Origin of the sequence: Methanoregula boonei 6A8 (assembly GCF_000017625.1) — an archaeon.
In the GTDB taxonomy this organism is placed as follows: domain Archaea; phylum Halobacteriota; class Methanomicrobia; order Methanomicrobiales; family Methanospirillaceae; genus Methanoregula; species Methanoregula boonei.
Genome location: NC_009712.1, coordinates 781,135 through 798,481, shown reverse-complemented (window position 1 = coordinate 798,481; position 17,347 = coordinate 781,135). Strand labels below are relative to the sequence as shown.

Below are 17,347 nucleotides of genomic sequence, written 5' to 3'. Positions count from 1 at the left end.
TTTAGAAGATCATTTACGTATCTTTATGTCATCATCTGAGCGATTCATAAAAGTGCGCTCGTTAACGAGTGCCGTTCCTGTTATCCCGTGATGCTACATGAAGGAACAGAGACCAGATCCTGGAAACAATCACTCGTTCTCCCGGTCACTTCTGGTCACTATGGTCCTCATTGTCGTTGTCCTGGTCACCATCATGACCATTTACGACTATTTTAGTCTCAAAACCAGCACAGATGCGGAATTTTCAAACCTGCAAAACCAGACGGAGGACACCATCGGCGCTGCATTACGGCTGGACGACTCGGCTACTACCGTCCTCGACGATCAGCTCAACACGCAGATGAAAGCCGGATTTGCGGTTCTCTTTACAGAATACAACCGATCCGGTGAGAACCCGCAAACCATGAACCTCACCAGAGTCCAGGCTGCGCTCGGAGAGGGATACGATATCTATATCATCAACGAATCCGGGGTGATCGTTTATACCACATATCCTGCTGAGCAGGGTGTGGACTTCCAGAGCATTCCCTATTTTTATGCGTACCTGACAAAAGTCCGTATGTCACAGGGTTTTTTCCCGGATCGGGTGGTCCGCGAGATCCCTGACGGCAGGTTCATGAAATATGCCTACGAGGCAACGCCGGATCACCAGTATATCCTGGAGCTGGGGTACTCGCCCCCTGATTTTAACACAACCAACCTCAGGCTTGATGACCGGGATAACATTGCCAGGTTTGTGTCCTTTAATCCGTTCATCAGTCAGTACCAGGTCTTTGATACGACGGGACATAGTACTGCCGATGACAGCTTGCCGGACACGGTCACCGAATCATATATCCAGCAGGCAATTACCAGCAGGTCAACTATTGAAACGGACGATGCGGCCAACCATACCGAGACACGGTACCTCTTTGTCGATCTGAATAACCCCCAGTACGGCTCCGATATGAGCAGGGTGGTTGTGCTCACGTACGATACCGGGCGCGTCCGGAATGACCTCAACCACCTCGTTCTTTTCCACCTCCTCTTTGGAGGATGCGCCCTCGGAATTGGATGCTGCCTTGCTTTTTTACTGTCACGCAGGATGACCCGCCCGATAGAGAAAATAGCACATGATGCGGATATCATCGCAAACGGGGACTTTGACCACCGCATCGGGACAACAGACGCACGGGAGTTCGTGATCCTGGAAAAGAGCATCAATACCATGGTGGATTCGCTCAAGTCCGCTACAGCCCGGCTCAACGACGAGGAGATCTTCCACCGGGACCTTATCGACCAGATGCCGGTGGGGATCTTCCTCAAGGAGACAGATACCGGGACCTATACATTCTGGAACCGGGCAAGCGAAGAGATCTTCGAACGCCCGGCAAAGGATATGATCGGGAAGACCGATGCCGAGATCTTCTCTGCGGCAGTGGCGGAGCAGATTAAAAAAGAGGAGACCGGCGCCCTTGCATCACGGGTGGAGATCAAGTACAGAAAGATCCATTCGAAATCGCGGGGAGAACGCCTGATCCATATCATCATCGTCCCGATCTACGATTCAAAACGTTCCGTGCGGTATATGCTTGGGATAGCAGAAGATGTAACTGACGAGGCAGTAACGCTGAAGCGGGACCTGATCTTCTCTATTACCCGGAGCGATATTCTCGACCAGCTCGCAATCATCATTACGTATCTCGAGCGTGCCCAGCTCAAGACCACCCACGAGGCCATGCAGATGTTCTTTGATAAGACGATTGGCTCGGTGGAATCCATCAAGAACCAGATCGCATACGAACGGGCGCTCCAGAACCCCGGCGTTATCGCGCCCCGGTGGCAATCCGTGAACCAGGCATTTGCCGAGGCCATACAGATGCTGCCCGAACATACGGCAGATATCAGCACCAGTGTGGGGAAGATCGAGATCTTTGCCGATCCGCTCCTCCCAAGGATCTTCTTTAGCCTCCTTTCGCTCTCTTTCCGGCGCGGGGGCCCGGTTCTCTCGGCTATCCGTATGACCGCCCGCAGGAGCAACGATTCCCTTGTTCTTGTCTATGAAGACGACAGCCCGGGCATCCCGGCCCATGAGAAGGAGAGGATCTTTGAATTCGGGTACAGCCACGATGATATGGTCAGCCTCTTTTTGATACGCGAGCTGCTCGGATTTACCGGAATCGCCATCACCGAGACCGGGGGGACAGGAGAAGGTATCCGCTTTGAACTTGTCGTACCCAAAGGACGGTTCAGGGAAAGAAATTAGGGAGAGATACCCCCGACATTTACCGGCTCGGCCCGGGTGAGCCCCTAAGGGGAGGACCAAGTTCTGCCGTTAAAAGGAGGGATGCCAGAAAAAAGGATGACAGGCCGGTTTATCGTATCTTTGTTCCCGGCTCCACCGGTTTTAAGGGAGTAAGCAAAGAGGCCGCATCCCCGGCTGCAAGGATCATACCATTGCTCTCAACGCCGAAGATCTTTGCCGGTGCAAGGTTGGTAAGCACGATTACGTCCTTACCAACCAGTTCGTCGGGTTTGTAGAATGCGGCTATCCCGCTCACGATCTGCCGGGTCTCACCGCCGATATCCACCTGGAGTTTCAAGAGCTTGCTCGATTTTGGGATGGATTCTGCTGCGAGCACTTTTCCGGTTTTTATCTCGACTTTACTGAAGTCTTCTATCGATATCATCGGTGTCTTCTCCGTTTTTTTGTCTGCATCGCGGACACGCTGCTGGAGGACAGCATCCAGCTCTGCGATCTGCTTTTCTTCGAGCCGGGCAAAGAGCGGGGCCGGGGCCGGGATCTGCCGTTCGGGCACGATCACCACTCCCTCATCAACCCGGTGGGCGGCGACCCTGTCGATATAGCCAAGCTGTGCCCAGCACTCCTGAGCTTTTACCGGCATCACCGGTTCAATAAGGAGACAAAGTGCCTTTGCGATCTGGATGCCATTTTTGATGACCTGTGCTGCCGCAGCCCGGTCGGTCTTGATCAGTTTCCACGGTGCATTGGTCTGGATGTAGGTGTTCCCGAATGCTGCAAGCCCCATGACAGTATCGACGGCACCCTTGAATTCGTAGGCCTGCATCTGGTCATCCACGCTCTTTTGGCACTTCTCAATCTCTGCAAGGATTGCCGGATCGACACTGCCACCGGGGACACCGCCGAACTCCTTGTGCGCAAAAAAGAGCGTGCGGTACAGGAAGTTCCCAAGGATATTGACCACTTCGTTGTTGATCCGCTCGCCAAAGACCTTCCAGGAAAAATTGAGTTCTTTTGTGTGGCTTGTGTAGGCGAGCAGGTAATACCTCAGGCAATCGGCGGGGAGTCCCTTGTCGAGATAATCATCGTTTGTCCAGACCACGTACCCGCGCGACTTTGAGAACTTATGGTCATCCACTTTGACCATCCCGCTTGCCACCACTGCATACGGTTCCCCGTATCCTGCGCCTTTTAAGAGCCCCGGCCAGAATATGCAGTGGTGGTAAATGATGTCACCACCGATAAAGTGCGTTACCCGGTTATCTTTGCACCAGTACCGCTTCCAGTCCCTGCCGTTTTCTTTGGCCCACTCTTCGGTAAACGCGATATAGCCGATCGGAGCATCGACCCAGACATAGACTACGAGATCGTCCCTGCCGGGGAACTTCACCCCCCATTCGAGTGTCCGGGTAATGCACCAGTCATGCAGTTCGTCCTTGATCCAGCCGATGGCATAGTTCCTCGCATTGCTCGTGCCCTTGAGATTGTCGAGGAAGGGGAGGAGGTAATCCCTGAATGCGGAGAGCTTTAAGAAGTAATGCTCCTGGTTGCGGAACTCCGCTTTTGTCCCGCAGATCTTGCAGACCGGATCCTTGATCTCACCGGGCTCAAGGTGTTTGCCGCACCCCTGGTCGCACTCGTCTCCCCGTGCCTGCTTGCCGCAGTAGGGGCAGATCCCCTCCACGTACCGGTCGGGAAGGAACCGCTTGCATTTCGGGCAGTAGGCCTGGTTGACGACCTGCTTGTACACGTAACCGTTGTCCACCAGGCGCTGGACAATATCCTGTGTCCTGTGGTGGCAGGCCGGGTCATCAGTCATGCCGAAATGATCGAAGGATACCCCCATCCGCCTGAAGGTCTCATCGAAGTGCCGGTGGTACTGCTCGGAGAGTGCCCGGGGGGTGGTCCCCTGCTCCTCTGCCGAGACTACGATAGGTGTCCCGTGGTTGTCCGACCCGGAGACAAACACAACCTCTTCACCGGTCCGCCGCATGTAGCGGACGTAGCAGTCGGCAGGGACGTACGTTCGCAGGTGCCCGAGGTGGCAGGGCCCGTTTGTGTACGGGAGCCCGCAGGTAACAAGCAGCGGTGGTTTTGTCATTGATGGTACTTTTTAGCATTCGATAGGTAATAATTCCTGTACCATGCCAAAGGTTGTTCCTCTTCCCACGCGGGCGCTGGGTGCAGAACCGGGCGCGCCGGATCCCGCCGCGCTTGCCACGTGGGTGGCGGATCACCGGGGAGCAAAAGCCGATCTCCACGCGTACCAGCTCGACTGCTCCCTTGCCCCCCAGCTCGCCTCAGGTATAACCTTCCCTTGTGCCGGCGGGCTCTTCTGCCAGGATCGGATCCGGGAATGCCTTATCGGCCTGAATGCTGAAATGGAAGCCGCAGTAGAGGAGATCCATGTGGAGACCCGGGCGCTTGCCGAAGATGCCGCCCGGCTTGCTGCAGAAAAAAAGGGCATCTGGTGCGCCCTGCCTGCCCCGTCCAGCCTGGGTATTGCCGACCGCTATTACCGGGACAACGAGGAGTGGTGCGCCGCGATGACAAATGCCTACCGGACCATGATGCGGGCCATGCGCGATGCAGGTGTCAGCGGACATGTCCTCATCTGCACGACCGTGGACGACCAGGAGGTCGCTTCTCTTGCCGGAAAGAAAGCCTTCTTTTTTGCACCGGAGCCAAGAGGTACAGCTCTTGAAACCCTGATGGAGTACCAGCGCGAGATAGCCGTGAGTCCAAAGATGCTTGAAACCGCGATCGATTTGGCAAACCAGTACGAAGTGAACCGCTGGATTATCGTGGACCCGGATAAAGAGGCGATCCGTCTTGTCCTGTCGCATGCTGATGCAGACCAGGTGACCGGAGGCGGGTACTGTACGGAAGAGTGCGGCTCATACTGGGAGCAGATAGTAAAAAAGGCCGCATACATTATGTGATTTTTGCCAACGGACAGAGAACCCTCCCTCCAAAAAACAGGGTACGGTAACCGGAATCCTTCCGGCAGATCGCACCGGAAATTTTGTACATGACCCGGATTGCCGAAAAACCGCATTAATCTGCTATAATGGGAGGGGAAAAATTAATTACGGGAGATATGAGCATTGGTACTATGACAGGAACAGGTGCAGCGGGATGCACCTGATGTCCGGGAGAATCTCCTGGAAAAGTAAACGGTTGATTCATTATGAAAACAAAACATGTGCTCTGGATTTTCCTCCTCTTTGTTTCCCTCCTGTTTCTTATCGCCCCGGTCATGGGGGCGGTGCCGGTGGCATCGTTTATCTCGAACGCCTCCACAGGAACGGTTCCGCTCACGGTGCAGTTCGTTGACTCATCGCAGAATTCCCCTACCACATGGACCTGGTTGTTTGGTGATGGCGGGATCTCTACCCTCCAGAACCCTGCCCATACCTATACGATACCGGGCACGTACACGGTAACCCTGATCGCGACAAACTCTGCAGGTACCAATACCGCCACGTACCAGGGATATGTCACCGCAATAAAGGCTGCGGCCGTACCTCTGGTCTCTTTTGTCACCAATATCTCCGGGGGTTCCCCTCCCCTCACCGTGCAGTTCCTGGATACCTCCACAAACTCCCCAAGTTCCTGGGTCTGGTCCTTTGGGGACGGGGGATCCTCAGGTGGCGCAAATCCCGTGCATACTTACACCTCACAAGGGTCGTATACGGTCACCCTTACTGCCACAAACTCCGCAGGGAGCAATACAACGTCCCTGGCCAATTACATCACCATAACCCAGGTCACTGCGGCGCCGACAGCTCTCTTTAAGGCAACGGCAACTTCGGGATACGGGCCGCTGACCGTCCAGTTCGTGGATGCCTCGACAAACTCTCCGAACTCCTGGGTCTGGTCCTTTGGGGACGGTGGAACCTCTACTCTCCAGAACCCGACCCACACGTATACTGCGGCGGGCACCTATACCGTCTCCCTTACCGCCACCAATGTAGTGGGGAGCAGCACGGCAACCCAGACGGGATATATCACCGTGAATGCGGCAACCCCCTTTTCATCATTTACCTCTAATGTCACTGCCGGCATCAATCCCCTGAGTGTCCAGTTCACCGACACCTCCAACAACACCCCGACCGCATGGTACTGGACCTTCGGGGATGGGAGTACCTCCACCCTCCAGAACCCGGTCCATACCTTTTCCTCCATAGGATCCTATGCTATCTCCCTTGGGGTTTCGAATACGGCGGGCAGCAACACGAGTACCATGCCGGCATACATCAATGTCACCAATGCCCTGTCCCCTCCGGCCAGTTCCTTTTCTTCAAATGTCCAGTCGGGAAGCGCCCCGCTGACAGTCCAATTCACCGACACATCGGGGAATGCTCCGATCGGCTGGCAGTGGTCCTTTGGGGACGGTTCCCAGAGTACTGATCAGAACCCGACCCACACCTATACCACAAGCGGCACCTTTTCGGTCAGCCTGACAGCGGTGAATTCCGGGGGCCGCAATACGACCACAGTACCGGGATACATCACCGTTACCTCACCTCTTGTGACCGCAACACCTGCCCAGGTGATCAGCCAGTCGCCAACTCCTGTCGTAACAGCGACGCTCCAGACTGCAACCCCGGTCACAACGTCAACTACGGCCCCGCCGGGAGGCCAGGGCACCCTGCCGTCATGGATGCTGCCCCTGATTGGCATTGTGATCCTGGTAATTGTGGTCGTGACCCTTCTCCTCCGTCGTGGTGGGGGAGGGAGGTCCGGTGGCAGGAGACACCAGGGACGCAGGGAACTGTAGCGGGAGACCGTTAACCGCCTTTTTTTTAAAGAGACTAAAAAAACAGAAATGAAAAAAGTGGCCGGGATACAATCCCCGGTCAGACCATTTTTTCCCGGCTGATACACTCGAAATCGATAAAACCGTTATAAGGGTCGGTTTTTAGGAGTCTTACCCTGACCTTCTGCCCGACCTGGAGATTGCGCTCACCTTTTACCACCCTGCCTTCTGCAGGAGGAGTAAGGAGCCTTACGTATGTTCCCTTGTCCGCGGCGCCGGTCACAAGCGCTTCAAATGTTTTTCCGATACTGTCAGCAAGCAGCATGGCAGCAACAGATTTTCGCATGAATCTTTTTACCTTCTTTGAAGCCTTTTCCCGATCAGTCAGCCAGCCGGCCCGCTCCCGAAGGTCAGCAGCAGCATAGGGGCCGGGACTCTTTGCAAGGATTGCCTTTATCTGGCGCTGGTTAATGATATCCACGTACCGCCTGTTCGGAGCGGTTGCATGGGTATAATCGATAACTGCGAGCGCAAAATGGCCGGTCGGACTCTCGCCCGGCTCGAGCAGCGTATATTCGCCCGGCCCCAGCAGTTTGATGACGGCAAGGGAGAGATCCGGAAAATGAAGCGGATCGGCAGTTTTTTGCCGTGCAAGGAATCGTGCAAGCGCTTTTGCATCCGGTTTCTCGGGCAGTGTCTCACCAAGGACTGCGGCGGCAAGGATGATACCCGGCCAGTTTTTCGGGGTCTTTACCACCCTCTGGATCATCGGGACACCGGCAGCTCCCAGCCGTGCAACCATGGTCCCGTTTGCCGCAACCATGAACTCTTCGATCAGGGCCCGGGCGGGATTGGGCGTCCGTGTAGTAAGCCCACTGACCTCGCCATCCTCTAAGACTACCTCGGCTTCCAGGGTATCGAACTCAAGTGCACCCTGGTCCCGGCGGAATTTCCGCAGGAGTTTTGCAGTTTCATCCTGAATACGAACCTGCTCTTCAAGCCCGGGGATCTCCTTTATCCCGGGAGGGATCGGGCCGGTTCCTTCGAGCCAGGCTCCCGTACTCTCGTACACCAGTTTTGCCTTGTTGCGCACCAGAGCCCGGTGCACCTCTCCCGGAGTAAAACTCCCCTCCGGGTGTACGGTAAATTCGATGATCACGGCCAGGCGATCCTTGTCCTGCAACAGGGAAGTGAGGTTATAGGACAGCCGTTCTGGCAGCATGGGATAGGTAACGATACCGGTATACACAGAGGTCCCGTTGTGAGCCGCGTACTCGTCCGTGGGAGAGTGTGCTTTCACGTACGAATCGACATCGGCTATGGCGATCATGACCCGGATCGTACCATCCGGCTTTCGCTCGCAGTACTCCAGCTGGTCGAGGTCCTGGGAATCATGGTTGTCTATGGACGACCACAGGAGCGCACGCAGGTCACACGCATCCCCGGGAAAATCAACAAAAGTCCGCTCCTGCATCCCGTTTACTTCATCGGTTACCTGAGGGGGAAACCGGGCCGCGAAACCGTATTTTTCCATGGCATGCAATGCAATGGACCTGAGATCGATATCATGGAGATGCGGCCGGTGTTTTTTCATGCTATGGGGTGTTGTTTTCGCTGAATGCATAAATATCTCTTGAAAAAATCCGGCATTGCCGGATTCCGGCAGTGTTCCTGTGCTTAAAAAAAGCAACCGTTCCGGGAAGATGACATTCATTCCCGCCAAGGGCGCCGGGTTACCGGGACGGGGGAATATCCATACTTTCTCCGGGCCCGAGAAGGAATACGGATAAATCGGTTGATCGTTCGATTGCAGTCTTGAACCCATTCGCATCTGCCGCGATCTTCTCCCAGGTATTGTAATGGATGGGGATCACGGTCTTTGCACCAATAAACTGCGCTGCCACCATTGCCTCTTTTGTCCCCATCGTGTACCTCCCGCCTATCGGAAGAAGGGCGACATCGGGATGGTAAAGTTCGCCTATCAGTTTCATATCCGAAAAGAGGCCGGTATCCCCGGCATGATACACGCACACCCCGTCCATCCGGACCACAAATCCCGCAGCGGTCCCGGCGCACCCGGCGCCGGCCGGATCATCGATCCCTGAGGTATGGAGGGCCGGGGTCATGGTAACCATGATCCCGCCGGATTCGATGGTGCCGCCAATATTCATCCCCTCGGCCGGAACTCCCTTTGCCTGGAGGTACCGGGCAAGTTCGCCGATTGCCACGGTCGGTTTTTTGAGCGTAACAGCCTCGCCCATGTGATCAAAATGACCATGGGTGACAAGGACAAGGTCCGGGTCGGTACCGGCAACGCTCCCTTCAGGAATGAACGGGTCGATAAGGACTTTTTTTGTACCGGTAAGCAGAACACATGCATGGCCAAGCCAGGTAAGATGCATATATGCCGGTGGGAGTGCCCGATGGATGAAGATTGTTATAACGGCTGCATATATCTGGAAAAGGGGATCGGCTATTACCGGGACCCGGCCGGAAAAAAAGGGGGATTACGGGAGAGGAACAGAAAAAAGGCTTTTTTTAGGTAACATCGATCATCTCGGCTTCCGTGATATCGATGGATTCGCCCAGGTTGTCTGCGGTTGCGCTCCGGGTCATCTGCTCGGAGAGATCCCGGTCCTCCATGACATCGCGGATCCGGCGGAGGTACGGATCGATGGTAGGATCTTCCTGTTCCTCGATCACGTGACGGTATTCCCGGAGTGTGGAAGGGCTGATACCGAGTTCATCGGAAACCTCCTTCATGGTCTTTCCCGATGCAATCAGTTCCTCCATCTTTGCCTTGTCAAAAGGCATCCGGTAATCGAGATCCCGGAAGAGCTTGAGCCTGACCCGGGCCCGGGCAACGGTCTTGCTTAACTTTTCATCACCGAGCTCGCGGGCGATCTCGGTGTCGTTCTTTCCGGCGTAGAATGAAGTGACGAGCTTTGCGAGCTGGATCGGCTTGAGCGAGGTCTTGAAGATCCCCTGCTCGATGATCTCTCTCATCACCAGTGCAACCTCGCGTTCTATTGCATCGCTGTCCCGGAGGGTGCCATGAATGTTTTTCATCGGTTCGACAATTTTTGTCTTGCCGGACATGGTGCTGAAAAGTTCCAGCAGCTGTGATTTCCGTTTGTCTTCCGTCATTGGATACCCCGTCTTGGGATTAGGATATACAATACTTCGTTAACTATTTAATGCTATCTTTACGGTGTTTTTGACCAGAAACCTTTTATTTCGGTCTGGATTGCCATTTCCCACCCGCCCGTTTTTTTCCTGAAATTCGTAATTTTGCGGCAATCCGGAAACTTCCCCAGACAAAAGACCTGCGGGGATCCGCCGGGAAAAAGGCACCCCGAAAAGATCCCTTGCGTACGGGAGCCCGGACGCGAGCCTTTTTGTCGGGAGTGGTGCAACCATATAAGAGAAGATTCCAGGGATCCTGCATGAGTGATGTTTTTGAGAATGTGATGGATCTGGCCAAGCGCCGGGGCTTTATCTGGCCCACTTCGGAGTGTTACGGGGCGGTGGCCGGTTTTATCGATTACGGCCCGCTCGGTGCCATGATGAAGCGGAGGATAGAGAATATCTGGCGGCATTTTTACGTTGTCCAGGAAGGGTATTACGAGATCGAGTGCCCGACAATTGCCCAGGAGGCGGTCTTTATTGCTTCAGGCCATGTCAAGGGCTTCTCCGACAAGATGTGCCAGTGCCCGCACTGTAAGGAATACCTCCGGGCCGATCACGTGGCTGATGGCGGCGGGGTATGCGGAGCTGCGACAATGGATAATGCAACCCTTGCTGCTGCCATTGCAGGCTGCAAATGTCCCGCCTGTGGGGAAGTGCTCGGGAACGTCGAGGTATATAACTTCAACCTCATGTTCCAGACAACCATTGGCCCGGGTTCACAGAGGGTTGGCTACCTTCGCCCCGAAACCGCGCAGGGGATGTTTGTGGACTTTGCCCGGCTCCTGAGATTCTACCGGGACAAGCTCCCGTTTGGCGCCGTCCAGATCGGCAAGTCCTACCGGAATGAGATCTCACCCCGGCAGGGCATGATACGGCTCCGCGAATTTACCCAGGCTGAGGCCGAGATCTTTGTCCACCCCAATGAGAAGAACCGCCACCCGGCATTTAAGCGGTATGCAGATTACCGGATGCCGCTTCTCACATACGTCCACCAGCAGAAGTGCGAGCCCGCGGTCGAAATGTCGATGCGCGAAGCAGTGGATAACGGCATCATCGCAAACGAGTACGTAGCCTACTACGTCGCCCTCACCCACGAGCTGCTGGTGACCATCGGCATAAAGCCCGAACGGCTCCGGTTCCGCCAGCATCTTCCTGACGAGCGGGCGCATTACGCTACAGACTGCTGGGACGCCGAGGTGTACTCGGAGCGTTTCGGCTGGGTCGAGACCGTTGGGCTTGCCGACAGGACCAATTATGACTTAAACGCCCATGCAAAGCAGAGCGGTACCTCAATGACGGTCTTCATCCAGTACGAGGCGCCAAAGAAAGCAGAGCGCCGGCGTATTATCCCGAACATGGGGGTGCTGGGCAAGCAGTACCGGCAGAAGGCAAAGGCTATCTTTGCCGCCCTTGAAACTGCGACACCAACTCCCGAAGGCGCCGATGTGACTGTTGATGGCGAGACAATCCATATTCCTGCAGATCTCTTCGAAGTAAAAGACGAGGTAGTGGATATCCGGGGCGAGGAGATTGTGCCCCACGTGATTGAGCCTTCGTACGGGATCGACCGGATGTGCTACGCGGTACTCGAACAGGCCTACGATGAGGACACGGCAGATGGCGAGAAGCGGACCGTGCTCCGTTTCTCCCCGCAGGTCGCCCCCGTGCAGGTCGCCGTATTCCCGCTCATGGCCCGCGACGGTCTCGATACCCTTGCCGGCGAAATCACAGCCACCCTGCAGAAGCAGGGTATCCTTGCGGAATACGACGATTCCGGGGCAATCGGCCGCCGCTACCGCAGGCAGGACGAGATCGGCACACCGTTCGCGATCACGGTTGACTACGACTCGAAGGAGAACCACACGGTCACACTCCGGGACCGGGACAGCATGAAGCAGGTCCGGATCGCCGTTGACAAAATACCAGAAACTGTAAGCGCATTGGTCCGGGGCGACAGGAAATTCGCGGAACTGGGATAAATTTTTGATAAAACGAATCTTTTTTGTTTTAATAAATAGCGTAATCTTATTTTTTCATTATCGAATTCCACGATAAAGCAAGTCCGAAAAATGCAATTCCGATTGTAATCAGAACTATTGGATTAATGTTTTTTTCGATGAGTATTTGAGAATAAATCTTATGATAGATGACGCAAGTAAAACCGTAAATCATTAAAAACAGTCCACAAAGAGACAAAATTGTAAGATACCAAGGCATCTTGTCCCAAATCATTCTATCCTCTACACATAGCCTATTATTTTGGTAATAGAACAATTTTGCTATTATCTAATCTGGCCTCAATTACCTGCCAGCTAATAAGAGAACGGATAATCTGCCCAGCGAGGCCCCGACGAGGCGGCCGAGCGACCCCCGAAGGGGGTGGGAAGACTCGTATTTTCAATTTTAATAGCTGAATTAGTGGGATACCTGATATTCCTCCCTTCCCCACAATTCCCTATATTACCCGGAGAGTCAAATCCTCATCAGAAATATGCCCTGCATCAGCCACCCCCTCATCCGACCTGACAGCATTGAGTCGCGGGAGTACCAGCTCGGGATCGCAATGAAGGCGCTGGATGCAAACACGATGGTGATCCTCCCGACCGGCCTTGGGAAGACCGCGATCGCCCTGCTTGTGGCTGCATCCCGGCTCTACAACGAAGGAGGGAAAGTGCTGATGCTTGCCCCCACAAAGCCGCTCGTGGAACAGCACCTCCGGTTTTTCGAAAAATACCTGATCGCAAAGAGCCCCACCGCTCCCGATGCCTGCCAGTTTGCGATGTTTACGGGAGAAGCACCGCCCACCGAGCGGACAGCGGAATGGGAGCGCTCACAGGTAATCTTTGCCACCCCGCAGGTAGTAAAAAACGATCTTATTGCAGGACGCTACACCCTGCAGGATGTGGCACTCCTCATTGTGGACGAGTGCCATCGGGCTGTAGGAAACTACGCCTATGTTTTTCTTGCCCGGCGTTATCACGACACGGCTGCAAAACCCCTGCTCCTTGCCATGACCGCATCTCCCGGCGGTTCGCAGGAGAAAGTCAGCGATGTCTGTGCTAACCTCGGTATCGCCCATGTCGAGAACCGGACCGAGAACGATCCCGATGTCAGCCCCTATGTCCACGAGCGCGAGGTCGAGGTCCACCAGATCGATCTCCCGGCAGAACTAAAAAGTGCCATCCATGCCATCCACACGCTGATCGATGACCGGCTGGGTCTTCTGGCCTCGCTGGGTTTTGCGGTCCCGAAAAGAGACCGGCTGTCGATGAAGGAACTTGCCGGGATCAATGCGCAGATCCAGCAGCGGATCCAGAACCGTGATCCGGCAGGGTACTCCGCTGCCTCGGTGTACGCGGAGTGCCTCAAGCTCAAGCACGCAGTAACCCTTGCAGAATCACAGGGAAGCGAGGTCTTTAAGGGGTACATCGCAAAACTGGTTGCCGAAGGTAGGGGATCCGGGGGGAGCAAGGCCAGCCAGCGGCTGAGCCGGGACCCGGCCTTCCACTCCTTGTACGAACGGACGATCTCCTGGGCCGGGGAACTGCATCCCAAACCCGCAGCAGTTCTTGGAATCGTAAAAGAGCAGATCGATACTCATCCCGACAGCCGCATCATTATCTTTGCCACCTTCCGGGACACGGTCCAGCTCCTTGTCGATTACCTCACCAAAAACGGGATCTCCTGCGAACGGTTTGTGGGCCAGGCCACAAAGGACGCGGAAAAGGGTCTCTCGCAGAAGAGGCAGATCGCTGCCCTTGCCCGGTTCCGAGCCGGCGAGTTTAAGGTTCTTGTCGCAACATCGGTCGGGGAGGAGGGCCTTGATGTCCCCTCCACCGATCTCGTGATCTTCTACGAGCCGGTCCCCTCCGAAATCCGATCCATCCAGCGCAAGGGACGGACCGGCCGGTCGGGGGCGGGAAGGGTGGTGGTGCTCGCGACAAAAGGCACTTCGGACGATGTATACCGCTACGTGAGCCAGACAAAGGAGCGGCAGATGCAGAAGAACCTGCGGCAGATGAGCGGGCAGGATATCACGGCACAGCAACCGGTCATGGCCGATCAGACCCGGATCGAAGAGTTCACCCCGCAGGGCCCGGCGATACGGATCGACGACCGCGAGACCTCCTCGAAGGTTGTCGAGGAACTCTCCGGGATGGGGGCAGCGATCCGGCTTGAGCGGTTGCCTCAGGGGGACTATGCGATCGGTGACCGGATCCTTGTTGAGCGCAAGACCGCTCGGGACTTTGTCGATACCCTCATCAACCGTGACCTTCTCGGGCAGGCCAAATCTCTTGCGGATGCCGTGCCCCGGCCGGTCATGGTGATCGAGGGGGGCGACATCTACACACAACGGGACATGAACCCGAACTCACTTCGGGGGGTGCTCGCGGCGCTTGCCATCGATATGGGCATCACCCTCCTCTTTACCCGGGACGAGCAGGACACGGCGCAGATGCTCTTTGTGATTGCAAAAAGGGAAGAAGGCGAGCGCGGCGAGCGCAAGCTCCACCCGCACAAATCATTTACCTCGGCAAAAGAGGAGCAGGAATATATCATCTCAGCGTTTCCCGATATCGGCCTGAAAAATGCACGGCTGCTGCTCGCGCATTTTGGATCTGTTCAGGGGATTGTGAATGCGACACTCGAGGAACTTGTGGCGGTGAAAGGAATCGGGGAGAAGACCGGCGGAAAGATATTCGAGCTGTGCCGGAGAAAATACGGATAATGAGTGATTACCCAAAGACTTGTTACAAATTATTCTCGAATATTCAATCCCCTGCCGCCGCCCCGAAGGACGCCCCGCGGCGGCCCCAATTATCGGTTCTCCCCCAATTCCCCTATAAGATAATCTGCCCCGCCGTGCCCCGCGAGGGCCTGATGTGGGGAGCCATCGTTTTGGATTGAGGAGAATCGCCATTTACGTCACACCAGCACCCGGCAAAAACCCTAATAAGAACCGGACCGGCGGTCGCGCAATAAAAAAAGTATCCCTGAAAAAGGACCTGTTCACAGCCGGCACAAAATTTCAAGCGCTTCTGTCCCGGTCTTTATTGCAGACATGAGGGTCAGGATGTGGTTGGGGTCTTTTTCATTGTTGATCCGTTCGCAGAGCGCGTGGACGGTCATTGCGATTTCCTCGGCAAGCATTCCCCCCTCCTCATCTTCACATGAGCAGGGCTCAGCATCATGATCCCCGCCGCATGAACATCCTGCATCGTGTTCGTGGGAATGGGGCGCTCTGGGAGCAGCAGAAGGGGCCGTGGCAGCAGCCTTCGCGAGCTTTGCCGCGTCCTCTTTTTCGGAGCAGACCACACAGAGGGTCTTTTTCTTGTATTCAAAGAGCGGGCAGCCGCATACCGGGCAGGACTTCTCGAGCATTTTCCCCCCTTTAAGGAGATACTCGGCCATGATATCATCGTCTTTTCTTTCGGGCATACATCACCGTCTGTCTGATATTCAAACTATATATGCGAGTTCTACGTATTAACTACAGGTACACGGTAGGTGATACCATGCCAAATCCTGAAAAAACCATGGAAAACTGTATCCTGATGCTGCAGCACATCCAGGAGGACAGCACAATCCCGAGAAACATCCGGCGCGTTGCCGATGAGACCCGGGCGCTGCTTGTAAACAACGGCAAGGCAATGGGCCTGCGCGCTGCAGAAGCAATCTCCAAAATTGATGAAATATCCAACGACCCCAACATGCCCATCCACGCACGGACAAGAATCTGGGAACTCGTATCCCAGCTCGAGACCATCCCGCTGGACTAGAGGCACGGGGAACTGTTTTTCCTGATATTCACTCCTTCTTTTCGTTTCTGCCCGCTCTCCTTTCAGACGCTGGCGTCTCCTCCCTGCACACACACAGGTGAGATAACGGGGGAAAAAACCCCGCCTGGAGAGAGTTTGCCGGTTCGACTAAAAAAAAAGAAACGAAAAGAGGGAGGGATCTCAGGCTTTCGAAAGGGCGCGGATGCTGTACCCGAGAGCAATTCCCACAATCCCGTAGATCACCAGGATCGCGCCAACCACAATTACCATCAGGGCAACGCCAACTACCGGCACAAGAGAGATCAGCAGGCCAAGAATAATTGCAAGGATACCCTGAAGGGCAAAGAGTCCCCGGTGGACCATATGCGGTTCACCGATTGCGAGGACAAGCCCGGTAAGGCCACCCAGGAACAGGGCAATGCCTGCGATCACAATGATAACCTGCCCCATAATGACAGGCGAGATGACCGTAGCTATCCCAAAGAAGAACCCGATGACTGCAAGAACCGCAAGGAGGGCCGATCCTGTCCAGCCACCCGGCGAGAGAGCAGCAAGAATGAGGGCAGAAAACGAGAAAACAATGATCAGGATCCCGATCAGTTCCACGAGCACGGTTGCAGAAAGGCCCGGGAAGAGGACTACCAGGAGACCGAATATCACTGCAAGAAGACCGAGGAGGACAAGAGCTCCCCACTTTATACCGGTGGCTTGTTCGCCAGAAGACACATTTGTGGCCATAAAGGGCACCAATGATCCCGTTCGGCAGTAAAGAGAGATAAATATTATTCTCTTATAATTTCCCGCAAACCTGGCTAAAAACCAAAAGAAGAAAGGGAGTCCTGCCGGGACTGCACCTTTTTTTGCTCCTTACTGGATTGTATGAGAGACCGAGGGGATGCTGATCTGGTTATAGTAGGTTGCCTGGTACCCGTCCGGGAAGGTGATGGTCGTTGTCTGGGGTGCAAAATCTGCAGAGATCAGCGACCCGTACCACTCGTTTTTCACTTCATTTTGTGCATTTGCAAACGAGAATGACGGTGTGGTGAGGGTAGTCGAATTGCCTCCCTGCGACGTAACCGTTGCAAACGAGGAGATGAGCACATTTGCCGATGACATGTCAGCACTATTGACCGTGACCTGCCGGCCGAGGTTTGCCGAAAGGGCGCTCTGGAGCGTGGCCGACGGATTTGCCGCGTGGAGGAAGATGGCTGCCTGTTCCATAAACGAGAGATCATACTGCATATCCGCTTGTGCGTCACCATTCCCGCTTAAGGTAATGGTAAGCGTCTTTGCGGTGAATGCCTGCGCAGGCATAACCGCCAGTAAAACGATGAGGATAGCCCCAATAATCAGATAACTGCGCTTCATAGGTGT

The 17,347-nt window shown here is 55.0% G+C and carries 13 protein-coding genes; 6 read left to right on the top strand and 7 right to left on the bottom strand.

Translation table 11 applies throughout. The features are described from left to right. Positions 1-97: 97 nt before the first annotated feature. Positions 98-2,245 carry a PAS domain-containing protein gene (locus tag MBOO_RS04295; protein ID WP_012106363.1) on the top strand — a complete coding sequence of 716 codons (2,148 nt, stop codon included), beginning with the start codon at positions 98-100 and terminating at the stop codon, positions 2,243-2,245. A gap of 109 nt (positions 2,246-2,354) precedes the next feature. Here MBOO_RS04295 and metG read toward each other — a convergent pair whose 3' ends face one another. Beyond that, positions 2,355-4,343, bottom strand: coding sequence for a methionine--tRNA ligase (gene metG, locus MBOO_RS04290; protein WP_012106362.1), 1,989 nt, complete (start codon positions 4,341-4,343; stop codon positions 2,355-2,357). 43 nt (positions 4,344-4,386) lie between these two features. Here metG and MBOO_RS04285 point away from each other — a divergent pair, with 43 nt between their 5' ends. Continuing rightward, positions 4,387-5,184, top strand: coding sequence for a hypothetical protein (locus tag MBOO_RS04285; protein WP_012106361.1), 798 nt, complete (start codon positions 4,387-4,389; stop codon positions 5,182-5,184). Positions 5,185-5,432: 248 nt separating this feature from the next. Then, a complete protein-coding gene (locus tag MBOO_RS14190; protein WP_012106360.1) occupies positions 5,433-7,025 on the top strand; it encodes a PKD domain-containing protein in 1,593 nt (530 codons plus the stop codon). A 79-nt stretch (positions 7,026-7,104) separates the two neighbouring features. Here MBOO_RS14190 and MBOO_RS04275 read toward each other — a convergent pair whose 3' ends face one another. From MBOO_RS04275 to MBOO_RS04265, 3 genes are all read right to left on the bottom strand, one after another. Further along, positions 7,105-8,598 carry an RNB domain-containing ribonuclease gene (locus MBOO_RS04275; protein ID WP_012106359.1) on the bottom strand — a complete coding sequence of 498 codons (1,494 nt, stop codon included), beginning with the start codon at positions 8,596-8,598 and terminating at the stop codon, positions 7,105-7,107. A 139-nt stretch (positions 8,599-8,737) separates the two neighbouring features. Then, entirely contained in the window at positions 8,738-9,406 is a 669-nt protein-coding gene (locus tag MBOO_RS04270) for a metal-dependent hydrolase (protein ID WP_012106358.1), read from the bottom strand. Positions 9,407-9,542: 136 nt separating this feature from the next. Then, positions 9,543-10,151: a helix-turn-helix domain-containing protein gene (locus MBOO_RS04265; protein ID WP_012106357.1), complete on the bottom strand. Its 609-nt coding sequence runs from the start codon at positions 10,149-10,151 to the stop codon at positions 9,543-9,545. A 299-nt stretch (positions 10,152-10,450) separates the two neighbouring features. Between MBOO_RS04265 and glyS the strand changes: the two genes are divergently transcribed. Then, the gene (gene glyS, locus MBOO_RS04255; RefSeq protein ID WP_012106356.1) at positions 10,451-12,172 is read left to right on the top strand and encodes a glycine--tRNA ligase; all 1,722 of its coding nucleotides are present in this window, start codon (positions 10,451-10,453) and stop codon (positions 12,170-12,172) included. Positions 12,173-12,684: 512 nt separating this feature from the next. Next, positions 12,685-14,922, top strand: a complete 2,238-nt coding sequence (locus tag MBOO_RS04245) for a DEAD/DEAH box helicase (protein ID WP_012106355.1) — start codon at positions 12,685-12,687, stop codon at positions 14,920-14,922. A gap of 281 nt (positions 14,923-15,203) precedes the next feature. Here MBOO_RS04245 and MBOO_RS04235 read toward each other — a convergent pair whose 3' ends face one another. Then, on the bottom strand, positions 15,204-15,632 hold the full coding sequence (locus MBOO_RS04235) for an Sjogren's syndrome/scleroderma autoantigen 1 family protein (protein ID WP_012106354.1): 429 nt from the start codon (positions 15,630-15,632) through the stop codon (positions 15,204-15,206). 77 nt (positions 15,633-15,709) lie between these two features. Between MBOO_RS04235 and MBOO_RS04230 the strand changes: the two genes are divergently transcribed. Continuing rightward, positions 15,710-15,973, top strand: coding sequence for a UPF0147 family protein (locus MBOO_RS04230; RefSeq protein ID WP_012106353.1), 264 nt, complete (start codon positions 15,710-15,712; stop codon positions 15,971-15,973). A gap of 180 nt (positions 15,974-16,153) precedes the next feature. On the opposite strand, the gene MBOO_RS04225 is transcribed toward MBOO_RS04230, so the two are convergent. Both MBOO_RS04225 and MBOO_RS04220 read right to left on the bottom strand, forming a co-directional pair. Beyond that, positions 16,154-16,720: a DUF308 domain-containing protein gene (locus MBOO_RS04225; protein WP_232385644.1), complete on the bottom strand. Its 567-nt coding sequence runs from the start codon at positions 16,718-16,720 to the stop codon at positions 16,154-16,156. Positions 16,721-16,840: 120 nt separating this feature from the next. Beyond that, positions 16,841-17,341 (bottom strand): hypothetical protein, encoded by a 501-nt coding sequence (locus MBOO_RS04220; RefSeq protein ID WP_012106351.1) that lies wholly within the window; start codon positions 17,339-17,341, stop codon positions 16,841-16,843. Positions 17,342-17,347 lie beyond the last annotated feature (6 nt).